Source organism: Polaribacter sp. HL-MS24 (assembly GCF_032758595.1).
In the GTDB taxonomy this organism is placed as follows: Bacteria; Bacteroidota; Bacteroidia; order Flavobacteriales; family Flavobacteriaceae; genus Polaribacter.
In genome coordinates this window covers 871,065-884,787 of the sequence record NZ_CP136415.1, presented here as the reverse complement: position 1 = coordinate 884,787, position 13,723 = coordinate 871,065, and the positions used below count along the sequence as shown (strand labels likewise).

At 33.4% G+C, this 13,723-nt stretch carries 14 protein-coding genes and 1 pseudogene; 9 read left to right on the top strand and 6 right to left on the bottom strand.

The window, feature by feature from the left end; all coding sequences use genetic code 11:
• The first annotated feature begins 39 nt into the window (after positions 1-39).
• From RRF69_RS04155 to tsaB, 6 genes are all read left to right on the top strand, one after another.
• Positions 40-690: a hypothetical protein gene (locus RRF69_RS04155; protein WP_316940696.1), complete on the top strand. Its 651-nt coding sequence runs from the start codon at positions 40-42 to the stop codon at positions 688-690.
• 16 nt (positions 691-706) lie between these two features.
• The gene (locus RRF69_RS04150) at positions 707-1,381 is read left to right on the top strand and encodes an SCO family protein (RefSeq protein ID WP_316940695.1); all 675 of its coding nucleotides are present in this window, start codon (positions 707-709) and stop codon (positions 1,379-1,381) included.
• On the top strand, positions 1,374-1,919 hold the full coding sequence (locus RRF69_RS04145; RefSeq protein WP_316940694.1) for a DUF420 domain-containing protein: 546 nt from the start codon (positions 1,374-1,376) through the stop codon (positions 1,917-1,919). Before RRF69_RS04150 ends, RRF69_RS04145 begins: the two co-directional genes overlap by 8 nt.
• Positions 1,920-1,956: 37 nt before the next feature.
• Complete coding sequence (locus tag RRF69_RS04140; RefSeq protein ID WP_316940693.1) at positions 1,957-2,127, top strand: hypothetical protein; 171 nt, start codon at positions 1,957-1,959, stop codon at positions 2,125-2,127.
• A gap of 125 nt (positions 2,128-2,252) precedes the next feature.
• Positions 2,253-3,584 (top strand): TolC family protein, encoded by a 1,332-nt coding sequence (locus RRF69_RS04135; protein ID WP_316940692.1) that lies wholly within the window; start codon positions 2,253-2,255, stop codon positions 3,582-3,584.
• A gap of 87 nt (positions 3,585-3,671) precedes the next feature.
• Positions 3,672-4,403 (top strand): tRNA (adenosine(37)-N6)-threonylcarbamoyltransferase complex dimerization subunit type 1 TsaB, encoded by a 732-nt coding sequence (gene tsaB / locus RRF69_RS04130; RefSeq protein WP_316940691.1) that lies wholly within the window; start codon positions 3,672-3,674, stop codon positions 4,401-4,403.
• Here tsaB and RRF69_RS04125 read toward each other — a convergent pair.
• Positions 4,400-4,666 (bottom strand): hypothetical protein, encoded by a 267-nt coding sequence (locus RRF69_RS04125; RefSeq protein WP_316940690.1) that lies wholly within the window; start codon positions 4,664-4,666, stop codon positions 4,400-4,402. The genes tsaB and RRF69_RS04125 overlap by 4 nt on opposite strands.
• A 315-nt stretch (positions 4,667-4,981) precedes the next feature.
• Between RRF69_RS04125 and RRF69_RS04120 the strand changes: the two genes are divergently transcribed.
• Entirely contained in the window at positions 4,982-5,332 is a 351-nt protein-coding gene (locus RRF69_RS04120; protein WP_316940689.1) for a nicotinic acid mononucleotide adenyltransferase, read from the top strand.
• 70 nt (positions 5,333-5,402) lie between these two features.
• Here RRF69_RS04120 and RRF69_RS04115 read toward each other — a convergent pair whose 3' ends face one another.
• The 4 genes from RRF69_RS04115 to RRF69_RS04100 form a co-directional block, all read right to left on the bottom strand.
• The gene (locus tag RRF69_RS04115) at positions 5,403-6,578 is read right to left on the bottom strand and encodes a hypothetical protein (RefSeq protein WP_316940688.1); all 1,176 of its coding nucleotides are present in this window, start codon (positions 6,576-6,578) and stop codon (positions 5,403-5,405) included.
• A 106-nt stretch (positions 6,579-6,684) separates the two neighbouring features.
• A complete protein-coding gene (locus tag RRF69_RS04110) occupies positions 6,685-8,313 on the bottom strand; it encodes a TonB-dependent receptor domain-containing protein (RefSeq protein WP_316940687.1) in 1,629 nt (542 codons plus the stop codon).
• A gap of 39 nt (positions 8,314-8,352) precedes the next feature.
• Positions 8,353-9,126, bottom strand: coding sequence for a Plug domain-containing protein (locus RRF69_RS04105; RefSeq protein ID WP_316940686.1), 774 nt, complete (start codon positions 9,124-9,126; stop codon positions 8,353-8,355).
• Positions 9,127-9,201: 75 nt separating this feature from the next.
• Positions 9,202-9,402, bottom strand: coding sequence for a carboxypeptidase-like regulatory domain-containing protein (locus RRF69_RS04100; protein WP_316940685.1), 201 nt, complete (start codon positions 9,400-9,402; stop codon positions 9,202-9,204).
• Positions 9,403-9,735: 333 nt separating this feature from the next.
• Between RRF69_RS04100 and RRF69_RS11755 the strand changes: the two are divergent.
• Positions 9,736-10,937: pseudogene (locus RRF69_RS11755) on the top strand (porin).
• A gap of 71 nt (positions 10,938-11,008) precedes the next feature.
• Positions 11,009-13,264, top strand: coding sequence for an inorganic phosphate transporter (locus RRF69_RS04085; protein WP_316940682.1), 2,256 nt, complete (start codon positions 11,009-11,011; stop codon positions 13,262-13,264).
• 56 nt (positions 13,265-13,320) lie between these two features.
• Here the strand turns inward: RRF69_RS04085 and RRF69_RS04080 are convergent, their stop codons facing one another.
• Complete coding sequence (locus tag RRF69_RS04080) at positions 13,321-13,692, bottom strand: VOC family protein (RefSeq protein ID WP_316940681.1); 372 nt, start codon at positions 13,690-13,692, stop codon at positions 13,321-13,323.
• Between the last annotated feature and the right edge of the window lie 31 nt (positions 13,693-13,723).

Below are 13,723 nucleotides of genomic sequence, written 5' to 3'. Positions count from 1 at the left end.
TTTTATAACCACCTTTTTTTTGCTTAAAACAATTATCAAATGAAAATATCCAAAAAAAGAGTTGTCCTTTTTTTACTTTTTATATTTCCACTAATGTTTTATTTGGTCCTTTCTACAGGGATTAATAATTTCGGAAAACTACCTGTAGTTACCAAAAGTGTGATGGACGTCTCTCTGATTGACACTACAAAACAAGTTTCATTGGATCAAAAAATTTCGATTGTTTGTTTCTTAGGAAATGATATAAAAGGAATTCAAGGAGGAGTTTTTAACTTAAATCAAAAAATATACAAACCATTTTATGGGTTTAAAAATTTTCAATTGGTAGCGGTTTATCCAATAGCTCAAGCAGCAGAAGTTGCTCTCTTAAAGAAGGAAATTGGTAATTTCACTAACATGGTCAAATGGAAGTTTGTCGCTGCAAATGAAGAAGAGATAACTCTTTTTCACGAAAGCTTTCAAACTGGAACTCCATTGAATAACCTTCATAGTCAAAATGCTTTTTTAATTGATAAAGAAATTAATCTTAGAGGAAGATTGACCGATGAAGATAGTTTTGAAGGAAAATTGTACGGGTATAATATGAATTCTGTTTCTGAATTGAATAAGAAGATGAAAGACGATGTGAAAGTCGTACTGGCAGAATACAGATTGGCATTAAAAAAGAATGATGCGGATAGAGAGATCTAGCCTAAAGTTATCAAAAATGAACAAAAAAAACTCTTATATTGGTATCACTTTTATCATCTTGCTTTTTGGAATCTATACGGTGCCCAAAATAGCTGAACGATTTGGGAATAAGGAACCTCTTTCCTACATCGCATCAATTACCTCCGAAGATGAATATCGCAAAGTTCCTAATTTTGAATTTGTCAATCAAGAAGGTCAAAAAATAACCAACAAAACTTATGCAGGAAAAGTATATGTGGTTGAATTTTTCTTTTCAACGTGTCCAAGTATTTGTCCGATTATGAACCGTAAAATGCTTAGCATTCAAGATGCCTTTTTCGGAAATTCTAATTTCGGAATTGCTTCAATTTCCATTACTCCAGACATAGATACCCCTGAAGTACTAAAAGCTTACTCAAAGGATCAAGGAATTACACACCGAAACTGGCATCTTCTGACAGGTGCCTCTGAAGAAGCTGTATACGCATTATCAAACAATGGTTTTTCTCTATATGCAGGGAAAAGCAGTGGAGAGCATGGAGGCTTTGAACATTCAGGCTTATTTGCTTTGGTTGATAAAGAAGGCTATCTTCGTTCTAGAAAAGACGAATTTGGAAATCCAATTATGTTTTATCGCGCCTTGGAAGAACATCGTTTTCCAGACCAAATAAGTGAATTAAAAGAAGATATTAAACTGTTATTAAATGAATAAGAATCTAGCCTTAGAGAAAAAGTATAAAAAAATCATTACTGCTTTATCCATTATAATTCCAATTGCAGTTGCTGCTTTGTTTGGTATAAACTTACAAAAATTGGGCTTTGATGTAGCACCGATGAATTTTTTACCTCCAATTTATGCTTCCGTAAATGGTTTGACTGCAATTGTTTTAATTGCAGCTGTTATAGCAATCAAAAAAGGAAATCGAAAATTACACGAGAATCTGAATACGTTTGCAATTTTCTGTTCGGTACTTTTTTTGGTGATGTATGTTGCGTATCATATGACTTCAAATTCCACACCCTTTCTTGGTGAAGGATTTGTCAAATATGTATATTATTTTATTTTAATTACGCATATCATACTCTCTGTAGTTGTCATCCCTTTTGTGCTTACAACCTATATGAGAGCAAAATTAACAGATTTTCCAGCCCATAAAAAAATTGCAAAAATTACATTTCCATTATGGTTGTATGTAGCGGTAACAGGTGTAATTGTTTATCTAATGATCGCTCCTTATTATGTGCAATAAAATAAAACTCTTTACGCTTTTCTTAATCTTTAGCTCAATGGAAAGCAGCGCACAATGTGCTATGTGTAAAGCTGTGGTAGAAAATGGGGATCCTTCTTTGGCTGAAGGAGTGAATGACGGAATTGCCTATTTAATGGTTTTTCCATACCTTTTAATTGGAGTTCTTTTTTACTCTTTATATCGCTATAAAAAGAACTACAAAAATTAACATTTCAAAAAGAAGCTATAACTGTAACATTTTCTACTTTTATTCGTCTTATTAGAACTTATTAGGGACTTGACTTTTTGTTTTTTATAAGAATCATAAAGATACCAATTCAAAAATATTACATATTGAAAACTAAAATCATAATTGCAGTTGCTCTATTTACTTCCATTGTCAGTTTTTCTCAAAAAAAATGGACACTTAAAGAATGTGTAGATCAAGCTTTAGAAAGAAATATTTCTGTTCAGCAAAACAAACTCAATGTTTTATCTGCCGAAAAAGATGTTTCCATTGCCAAAGGTAATTTTTTACCAAATTTAAACGGAATTACTGATGTAAAATTAAATTTTGGCTCAGGAATTGACCCTGTTACCAACAGTAGGGTTTCAACAGGTTTTTTTGGAGGACCTTTAGGATTGGATGCTGGTTACACAATTTTTAATGGTTTTAGAAATACAAATACCTATAAGCAAGCACAATTGGGTGTAGAAGCGAGTCAATATGATTTGCAAAAAATGGAGAACGACATTTCTCTTTTTGTAGTTCGAGGATATTTAGATGTCTTATTTGCCAAAGAAAATTTGAATGTGGCTCAAGTTCAATATGAGATTAGTAAAAAACAAATAGAAGCAGTACAAAGCAGATTTGAAGCTGGTGATGTTGCGAAAGGAGAGGTTTTAAATACCCAGTCTGCAGCAGCCTCCAATTTTCAAGCGGTAGTTGCGCAAGAAAATATTTTAAGCATTGCCCTATTGAACTTGGCACAAGCAATTCAAGTGCCGATTCAGGATTTTGATGTTGCTACCCTAGAGTTAGAGACACCTTCATCAAATTTATTTTATAACAATTCAGAGTCTGTTTTCGAAAAATCATTGATCAACAGACCTGAAATAGAAAGTGCAAAATTGGCAATTGAAAGTGCCGATTTAAGTATTGAAATTGCAAAATCTAATTTTTTACCTACGATTAATGCTTCAGCAGTGGTTTCTACAAATTATAGATACAATCTTAATTTGCCTTACGGATTTTCAAACACCAACTTGCTAACTCAATTGAATGATAATTTTGGATACGGATTTGGGTTCAAAATAAGTGTGCCAATTTTTAATCGCTTTCAAACAAAAAATAATGTTGCGAAATCAAAAATTAGTAAGGAAATTTTCATCACCCGATTAGAGAGTGAGAAAATACAATTAAAACAAACTATTGAACAAGCATTTTTAGATGTAAAAGCCTCTTTTAACAGCTATCAAGCAGCAAAAATTTCTCTAGCAGCCCAAGAAGAAGCCTTTAAAAATTCTCAAGAGAGATACAATTTTGGAGATATGTCTTTGTTCGATTTTGATCAAGTAAGAACTCGATTGGTGAATGCACAGGGTGCTTTGATTCGTTCAAAATATGATTATGCATTCAAATCAAAAATATTACAATTTTATTCTGGGGAATTGATTTTAGAATAACCGATTCTTGAACATACAATATAGAAGACCTCGCTTTTTGCGGGGTTTTGTTTTTTGTAAGAGTTATATTTGTAAAAAATTTTAAAAGTGGCGATTATTTTAAATATTGAAACAGCAACAAAAAATTGTTCTGTAAGTATTGCTAAAAACGGAGAAGTCCTTATTTTAAAAGAGTTAAACGACCTTAATTACTCTCATGCAGAGAAGTTACATCCGTTTATCAATGAGGCTTTAAAAGAGGCAAAAATTGAGATTCAACAGATCGATGCAGTAGCGGTTAGTAAAGGGCCAGGTTCTTATACTGGACTCCGAATTGGAGTTTCTGCTGCAAAAGGGATTTGTTTTGCCATCGATAAACCTTTGATTTCTATTGAAACTCTTGCTTCACTATCAACCTCAATTTCGATTGCTGAAGGTGTTATTGTGCCCATGTTAGATGCACGAAGAATGGAAGTTTATGCTGCTATTTTTTCTGCAAACCATCAACCTCTTAGAGCAATTCAAGCAGATATCATAGATGCAACTTCTTTTTCTGACTATTTGGAAGCAGGAAAGGTGTATTTTTTGGGAGATGGTGCCGAAAAATGCCAAGCGATTCTTACTCATAAGAATGCTGTTTTTGTTGCAGATAAATTTCCATCAGCAGCCCAGATGGCTCAACTTTCGTTTGACAAATTTTCTCAAAGAGATTTTGAAGACGTCGCTTATTTTGAGCCTTTTTATTTAAAAGACTTTATCATTATCCCAGAAAAAAAAAGAAGCCTACTTATTAATATTGACTCGATGAGGATATGGAATTTCAATGCCAGCTGTATCTAGGGCAATTTTTGTATTCTCTCTACTATCAAAATACACTTCCCAATAATCCTTAGTTTTACCCAAGGCCTCACAGTATAATTAGATAAAGAACCCTGAAGTGCTAAACCAACCGCCAAACCAGCAGCTCTAATAATGGTTGTAAATGAAGTAGTTGTAACCCCTAACTTTGAAATTGCAGTAATAAATAACAAGGCTTTTAATGTCCATCCGATGAGGTTTTCTAAGAAAGATTGTCGCGTAAGGTCTACGCCATTTTTTTTCATTAATTGGCGACTTTCTTTAACAATAATTTTAATAGCATACATCCTAATAACTAAAATAGCCAATGCACTTAATACTGTTGGTGCGTGTTCTGTAAGGACTGCTTTGAACTTTTCAAATAGTATAAATTCTTATCTATAACCTCTAGATTTTTGACAAAGAAATTGCTAAACAGAAAAAGGATTTATTTTAAAATTTCATTAGACGATAAAAAATGGATTTTCATTGCAATGTTAAATTAATGTTACCAAAATGTTTGTTAATTGTAATTAATTTATTAAATTTGATTCAATAGGAACTTAAAAAACAAGACTACCATGAAAAAACTACTGTTATTGGCATTGCTCATGACTGGATTTGTAGGATTATCTCAAGAAAAACAACCCAGTTATACTGTTGAAGGAGATTTGGTTAAAGCAACATATTATTATCAGGATGGATCAGTTAGCACCACTGGTTTTTTCAAGGATCAAAGGCTTACTGGAGAATGGACCCGTTTTGATAGAAAAGGGAATACTATTCAAACTGCATTTTATAATGAAGGAAACAAAGTAGGAAAATGGTTGGTTTGGAGTTCAACTGCTTTAAAAGAGATACACTATGAAAACAATGTAATAGTAGATGTGAACACGATTACATCAGGATTCAATATTGCGACTTACGAATAGAAAAGATTTTCATTCATAAAAAAACAGGCTTAAAAAGCCTGTTTTTTTATGAATAGTTGATCACTTTTATTTAGAAGCTGTATCCAGTCCAAGCAAAAACACTAGTATCTGCACCTCCTGTTGTTCCAGCAGATAAGGTGATAGTTGCATTTCCAGAGGTTGTGTTTTTAACATCAGCAATGTCAAGTCCATTCGCTGTATCGGCAACTCCTAAAATAGATGTAGTATCCGTTGCATCTCCTTTACTGTCTTTTAAGTCTACTACATCTGCAAAGGTTGCATCCGCTCCTAAACGAATAAATGCATTGGTAATTGTAGCAGTAGCCCCACGTCTTATTTTTATTCCGTCAGATAGATCTACATTTGCTGCATTGTTAATAATGGTTACTTTATCGATGGTAAATACAGATTGATTACTGTCTGTTGGTGTATTTCCATCTAAATTCCCGTCTGCTTCAATTCCTCTAGGATCGGAAGTTACTGCTGTAAAACCATTTTCTCGAACACCATATAAGTTGGTGCAAGTTCCTGTATAGCCTTGTGTAAAATCGAACATATCATCTTTTGCATTGATCACTAAAATGTTTGTTGCATTTACAGTTCCTCCAAAGAATTCAATAGCATCATCATCACCATTCAAAATTGCAATATTAGAAATCACCGTACCAGATCCTACACCATTAAGTGTAAGTCCATTGTGTTCTGCTTCGTCATCAATTCTGGCTCCCGAGTATTCAATTTTCACATAATCTAAAATACCCGAAGTATCATCTGCAATGTTTCCACCATATAAAATCGAGGTATTCACTTCTGAGGCCGAGTTGCTTTCAGATCCACTTTGTCTACTTAAAGGCGCTTTCCCGTTTAAAATAATTCCTCCCCAATCTCCTGGTTGTGGATTGGTTGCATTTGAAGTAAATATGATTGGGCTGTCTATAGTTCCATCAGCAATGATTTTCCCTCCTTTTTCTACCATAATATAGACATCGGTTCCTCCTGCCAATGCATTGATTCTTGTTCCTGCATCAATAGTTAAAGTAGCTCCGTCTTTTACTAAAAGGGCACCAATTAAATTGTGTGCAATTCCAGAGCTAAGTCGTAAGTCTGTGGTCAAGTTTCCTGCTAAATTTTGAGCAGTCACTTCATTGTTGGTGTTTCCACCAGTGTTTTGATCATCGTTGTCTAATGAACAGCTTGCGCATAAAATGGCTGTTGTTGCGAATACTGAAAGTACTAATTTTTTCATTTTTTGTTTTTTTTAATTTGTTTATATGTGTACTGCAAATTTGCAATGAGAATGTTTCTTTATGATTTCTTTTTTTTAAAGAATTGTTATTAAAATTGGATTTTCCTTAGAATTCGTAAGAAATACCCACACTTAGATTTACCCCTTTTTTATAATTACTTAACACCACAGAATTTTCAGTCGTACTGGCTCTACTTAACTGAAACGAAGGATTTAGTAAGTTTGTAGCTTTGATGTTCAAACGGTATTTTTTGTGAAGGGTATAAGACGATACAATATCTAATGTTGGAATTCCTTTTTCGAAAATATTTTCAAATCCTCTTGTTCCAATAGAATAGACGCGGTCGCTAGAATAGTTAAAAACAACAGTTCCTGTAAATTCATTATTTTCATATTTTTTATTGAAAGATAGATCTGCATTCATTAAAAAGGGAGTAGCACCTTCTAGCTGTGAACTAGCTTGTTGAAACTGAGCGATAGAACTACTGTCTAAGTTTACTTTAGAATTTAAGTAGGATGCATTGAAACCAGCATTTAAAGAATATTCGTTATCGGAAAGGACTTCGCTTTTTAAAATATTTTTTCTAGCAGCTACTTCTATTCCTAAAATAGATGCATCTGCACCTACATTCAAGTAGGTCAATGTGTTCCCTGCACTTGATATTTCACTTCTTGAAATTGGGTTTAAGATGTGTTTGTAAAACCCAGTTAGCGTGATTAATTCATTCGAAGACAAGTAGTATTCGTATTTCAGATCCAAATTATAATTATCTGAAGGCTTTAAGTCTGGATTACCTTGACTTGCAAAATTGATCTCCTGATATTTGAATGGAGCCGTTTCTTTAAATTGTGGATAGGTATAAGTTTGACTGGCCGCCAATCGTAAAATATGATCTTCAGTGATACTGTATTTCATGTTGAAGCTCGGTAAAACATATGATCTATTAATGTTAGATGGACCATCAAGAGCGCTATTTCCAATGTTGGTTGCATAGGTAACTCGTTGTATCGATTTTTCAAATTTGATTCCACCAGAAAGAACGAATCGGTTACTGGCTTCATAGACAAGATTCGTAAATGCGCCACTTACCAAACGTTTTCCTCTATAGGTAAACGGTACAATTTTATTAGGGTCAGATGCTTTTACATTCAAAGAGGTTAATGAAAATATACCTGTATCTATTCCATTTTGATTGAAAATAGCATCAGGGTTGTCTACAGAAATGAGCGGCCCCTTTCCAGTAAATCGGTGGTTAAAGATGCTAGCTGAAAATAAACGTTCTGTGTATCTATAATCTAACCCAAAATCGATACTGCTTATATTTTCTTCATCTGCATTTAACTTGTAGCTTATTTTTCCTTTGGCTGCATAGTCATTTTCTTGTAGTTTAGAAAAGTAGCGTTCATTGGTTCCATCAGAATTTGTATTGGGCCTCGTTTCTCCATTTCGAATTAAGTATTCGTTAGATCTTCTGTCAGGTTCATTTCCTCTGATACTATTGAAAGCTCCTTTCGCTTCGAATTGTAAACGGTCTGAAATTGAATAATTTCCAATAAGCTGATTTACATACAGCTCATTATTATTGGTTTGTTGTCTTCTTAGAAACGAAAGATCTCCTCCTTGTTGTGGATCATCGGTTCCTAAATAATCACCAATAGACTGTTTGTTGTTGTGAATAAATAAATGATTGAATTCTAGTGAATAAAATTCAGATTTAAATTTTAGATTCCCCATCAATAGTTGAGAAACAGTGTAGGAATATTTTGAAAATTCCTAGTCTCTAAAAACGGAACCACCGTTGGTATTTTGTTTGATGTTTCCCTCTTGATATTGATAATTTCCAGAAGAATTTCCTACTAGGAACACACTGAATGTGTTGTTGGTTCCCACCACAAATTTTTTGCCATATTTAAACGAAGCACTCTTATTTATTTGTAAGTTTTGACGATTTGGTTGGAAAGAGTTTTTAAAATTATATACTGAAAAATCTGTAATTGAATGGGTCAATTTTTGAGTTCCAAATTTATTGGCTCCATCAATGGTTAAAAATTCTTTGGAAACTGTTTGTGAATTGATGCCAGACCCCAAACGAATACTTGCTTCTTTTAGTTTGTTGAGTTCTTTCGATACAATATTGATATTGGCTCCTCCAACATCTCCAGCATTTGCGCTTGAAAAAACTTTGTTGACTCCAATATTTTTGATGATGTTGGTATCAAAAAAGTCTAGTGATATATTTTTGTATTCTGGATCTTCAGAAGGCAAAGGCAATCCATTAAGTGTGGTAGAATTGTAACGATCTCCAAGTCCTCTTACGATTACGTTTTTAGCGCCTTTTGAGACTCCTGCAGTTTTTGTAACAGCAGCAGCAGCATTGGAAACTCCTTTCTGAGACAATTCTTGAGCTCCAATGGTTGTTTGTATCGAAACGGCTTTTTTCTGTTCCAAAATCAATGCAGCTACTTTTTCTTTATTGACAGTAGACTTTATAGTGATTTCTTCTAGAGCAACTCCTTCTTCTGCAGACATTAGTTGGTCTATGGTCACCGTTTCATTAGCAGTAAGGATTATCGACTTCTCTATAGTTTTGTATCCTAAAAAGCTAAAAATAATAGTATGATTTCATGGTTCTAACGATAAGGTGTAGATCCCATCAAAATCGGTAGTAGTTCCTAATGTGGTTCCCTTTATCAGTACATTTGCAAAAGGCAAAGGGTCATTGTTATATTCCTTATCTGTTAAAACACCCGTTACGGTTCCTTTACTTTGTGCATTTCCAATGAGGGATATAAACAATGCAACAACAATTAAAATTTTTTTCATATTCATGTTAAATTATATTTGCAAAATTCTAACAACAATGTAAATTTTTAGGGTGTTGAAAATTATGCTTGTGTTATAGAACCTTTACCGAAAGGTTAAATCCATAAAGACAGTTAACATTTTTTTAATTTTCAGGAAACTATACGTTGACAATGAAGTATCATATTTGTAATGTTCTTTAAAGAATTATTGTCAACATAATTTTTAGTTTTTGTCAACTATTTTATTTGACGAACTGCCTTTGATCAAGGCAGTTTTTTCTTTTTAATAATGATTCATTAACATTGAGTTAACATGATTATTGGTTATTTGCAGCGACAAAAACTAATACTTATGAATTACAAATCATTACCTATGATTTTGTGTATGATTGTTTCTTTGGGGATCAATGCACAAGAAACAAACGCACCAAAATTTGGAAAAGGATTGTTTAACCTGGTTGGAAAAGACAATACTTTTTCAATGAATATTAGTGCAAGAATGCAATTTCTGTCGACTTCTCAATGGGATGCAGACAATGGTTTATCGAACCCAACATCTTCTGCTCTGGTAAGAAGATCTCGTTTAAAATTTAGTGGATTTGCCTATTCACCAAAATTGACCTACAAATTAGAATTGGGATTATCTAATAGAGATATTGGAAAAGCCTCTTCATTTACCAATAATGCTCCAAAATATATTTTGGACGCTGTTGTAAAATGGAATTTCTCCGGGAACTTGGTTTTATGGTTAGGACAAACAAAACTTCCTGAAACAGAGAACGTGTTATTTCTTCAGGAGATTTACAACAAGTAGATCGTTCTTTATTAAATAGTAAATTTAATATTGATCGTGATATGGGGGTACAGTTAAGACACCACTTTAAGCTATCGGATAGTTTTATTGTAAAAGAAGCCGTTGCCATTTCTCAAGGTGAAGGACGAAACGTTACTACTGGAAATCTGGGAGGTCATCAATATACCGCTAGAGTAGAGTTTTTACCATTCGGAAATTTTGCAAGCAAAGGAGATTATAGAGGAAGTGATTTAAAGTTTGAGGAAAAACCAAAATTTTCTTTAGGGTTTGTATATGATTTTAATAACGATGCGGTAAAAACTAGAAGTAATCAAGGGTCTTATATGGCAAATGATACAGGAGGCTTCTATACTACCAATATTTCTACATTTTTTATAGACACAATGTACAAGTACAAAGGTTTTTCATTTATGGGTGAATATGCCAACAGAGATGCAGCTGACCCCTTTGCAAAAAATGAAGATGGTACACTTACCGGAGCAAAGGTAGAAGTCGGAAGTAGTGTGAACTTACAAACAGGATATTTATTATCTAAAACCGTAGAGCTATCAGGAAGATACACCAATATTGAATGGGACAAGAGTGTTACTGGAAAAGGTTCTGATAATCAATACACGATAGGGCTTTCTAAATATATAGTTGGACACAAATTGAAAGTGCAAACCGATGTAAGTTATACCGATATCGGGTTTAAAACCAATCAATTATTATACCGAGTACAAGTAGATATTCATTTTTAAAAGATAACATTAACGTAACATAGATAGTTTTTAAAGACTATAAATTTGTACATCTTAATTTAAATAAACCAATGGGAGATCCATATATTTTAATGTTAGTTGCTTTGGCTGTTTTAGCTATAGTAGACTTAGTAGTAGGAGTGAGTAATGATGCTGTCAATTTTTTAAATTCAGCGATAGGTTCAAAAGCAATTTCAGTAAGAAATATAATGATCATTGCCAGTTTAGGAGTGTTCTTCGGAGCCATCACTTCTAGTGGTATGATGGAGGTTGCTCGAAAAGGAATTTTCAATCCAAACATGTTTATGTTTCAGGATATCATGTTTATTTTTATGGCGGTCATGATTACCGATATTCTTTTGTTGGATATTTTTAATTCGTTAGGTATGCCAACATCTACTACAGTTTCAATTGTATTTGAATTGTTAGGAGCTGCTGTTTGTATTTCTTTGATTAAAATTTATGGCCCTGATGGAACAAAATCTTTTGTAGATCTTTGGACTTATATCAACCATGAAACCGCAACAAAAATAATTTTTGGGATTCTACTCTCGGTTGTAGTAGCCTTTTCTGTTGGAGCGATTGTACAATTTGCATCGAGACTGATTTACTCTTTTAATTTTGAAAAAAGAGCCTCTTACATCAACGCCCTATTTGGTGGTTTTGCAATTACTGCAATTACCTACTTTATCATTATTAAAGGATTAAAAGGAACTCCTTTTTATAAAGATGTTAAATTTTTAATTGAAGGAAATACCTTCACGATAATTGCTGGAAGTTTTGTGGTTTGGTCATTGATCTCTCAACTATTAATTCAGTTTTTTAAAGTAAATGTTTTAAAACTAATTATTGGAGTAGGAACGTTCTCTTTAGCGATGGCTTTCTCTGGAAATGATTTGGTTAATTTTGTGGGAGTACCTATTGCAGCATGGAATTCATACCAAGCATGGGAACTTTCAGGTATTGGGGCAGACGCATTCTCCATGGGAGTACTAGCCAAAAAAGTGCCTTCTAATATCTGGTTGTTATTGTTTTCAGGAGGAATTATGGTAGTTACATTGTGGACCTCAAGCAAAGCACAAAATGTAATTAAAACAGGAATCGATTTATCGAGGCAAGGAGAAGGGCATGAAAAATTTCAACCGAACCCTTTGTCTAGAGTAGTCGTTCGGGCAGCTATGACCATCAATAAGGGAATTAGTTATGTGATTCCACAAAAAACACTAGCTTTTGTAGATGCAAAGTTTCAAAAACCAGTCATTGCATTGCCAAAAGATAAAACCTATGAATTGCCTGCCTTTGATTTGGTGAGGGCAGCTGTAAATTTAATTGTTGCGGGTATTTTAATCTCTATTGCAACTTCAATGAAATTACCATTGTCTACTACTTACGTAACTTTTATGGTTGCCATGGGTACCTCTTTGGCCGATAGAGCTTGGGGAAGAGAAAGTGCAGTGTATCGAGTTGCGGGAGTTATCAATGTTATTGGAGGATGGTTTTTAACAGCAATCACAGCATTTTTAGCCGCTGCATTAGTTGCCTATTTAATTAGCTGGGATATGGTGATGATTCCTATTCTTCTAGCTTTTGTTGCCCTTTTAATTGGAAGAAATACCTTGATTCATAGAAAGAAATCGAAAGAAGTTAAAAAACAAGAATATATAGAAAGAGCTGATTTAATTACCATCAATGGTGTGATTGAAGAGAGTTCTGATCATATTTCTGAAGTTGCAGCTCGTGTGAATAAATTGTATACAAATGTTGTTGACGATTTGGCCAGTCATGATTTGAATAAATTGCGAAAGACTGACAAGCATGTTGGGAAATTGAATGATGAGATTGATGGATTAAAAGACGGTGTGTTCTATTTTATCAAATCCTTAGATGAAACTTCGGTACCTGCAAGTAGATTCTATATTATGGTTTTAGGATATTTACAAGATATAGCGCAATCTATTAGTTACATCTCTAGAGCTAGTTATAAGCACGTAAATAATAATCATAAGAATTTAAAGAAACCACAATTAAAAGATTTAAAAGAAATTGATAATGAATTAACTTCTTTACTGAACAAAGTGAGTGAAGTATTTCACAACAGAACTTTTGATCATTTAGATGCAGTTTTAGTTGAAAAACAAGCCTTATTCAATGATGTTTCGAAGTCTATAGAAAAGCAAGTTGAAAGAATTAGAACGGATGAAACAAGTCCTAAAAATACTTCGCTATACTTTAGTATTTTATTAGAAACAAAAGATTTAATATCTGCTTTGATGAGTTTGTTACAAACTTATGAAGAGTTTCATTTAAGTACTAAAGAAGTAAAATAAATTTATTTTAAAGTATAAAAAAAACCGAGCTATGCTCGGTTTTTTTGTGCCTAATTTTAAACGTGTTGGTCAATTAAAATTGGATTACCGTCTGGGTCAATAAGCATAAAGCGTCCGGGTCCTGAAGTTCTTTCGTTTACGGTAGATTCTAGTTCAATACCTTCTTTTAGCAAACGCTTTTGAAGAACTCTTACATCCTCAAAGTCTTCCAGCTTTTGAGCGTTCTCATCCCATCCAGGAGAAAAGGTTAGGATGTTTTTCTCAAACATCCCTTGAAACAATCCAACTAGAGAATTGCCATTTTTTAAGATGAGGTAGTTTTTTTCTGGTTGACCTGCAAAAACAGAAAACCCAAGTTTTTCATAAAAATCTCTCGATTTCAGAAGATCTTTTACTGTTAAACTCATCGTGAATACACCTAATTTCATAAAGCCTATTTTTATGGTTGATGTACTAAAA

Coding starts and splice junctions, on each gene's coding strand:
- RRF69_RS04155 (WP_316940696.1), top strand. CDS start 40: ATGAAAATATCCAAAAAAAGAGTTGTCCTTTTTTTACTTTTTATATTT.
- RRF69_RS04150 (WP_316940695.1), top strand. CDS start 707: ATGAACAAAAAAAACTCTTATATTGGTATCACTTTTATCATCTTGCTT.
- RRF69_RS04145 (WP_316940694.1), top strand. CDS start 1,374: ATGAATAAGAATCTAGCCTTAGAGAAAAAGTATAAAAAAATCATTACT.
- RRF69_RS04140 (WP_316940693.1), top strand. CDS start 1,957: ATGGAAAGCAGCGCACAATGTGCTATGTGTAAAGCTGTGGTAGAAAAT.
- RRF69_RS04125 (WP_316940690.1), bottom strand. CDS start 4,666: ATGAAAAAAAATGGCGTAGACCTTACGCGACAATCTTTCTTAGAAAAC.
- RRF69_RS04120 (WP_316940689.1), top strand. CDS start 4,982: ATGAAAAAACTACTGTTATTGGCATTGCTCATGACTGGATTTGTAGGA.
- RRF69_RS04115 (WP_316940688.1), bottom strand. CDS start 6,578: ATGAAAAAATTAGTACTTTCAGTATTCGCAACAACAGCCATTTTATGC.
- RRF69_RS04110 (WP_316940687.1), bottom strand. CDS start 8,313: ATGGGGAATCTAAAATTTAAATCTGAATTTTATTCACTAGAATTCAAT.
- RRF69_RS04100 (WP_316940685.1), bottom strand. CDS start 9,402: ATGAAAAAAATTTTAATTGTTGTTGCATTGTTTATATCCCTCATTGGA.
- RRF69_RS04085 (WP_316940682.1), top strand. CDS start 11,009: ATGGGAGATCCATATATTTTAATGTTAGTTGCTTTGGCTGTTTTAGCT.
- RRF69_RS04080 (WP_316940681.1), bottom strand. CDS start 13,692: ATGAAATTAGGTGTATTCACGATGAGTTTAACAGTAAAAGATCTTCTG.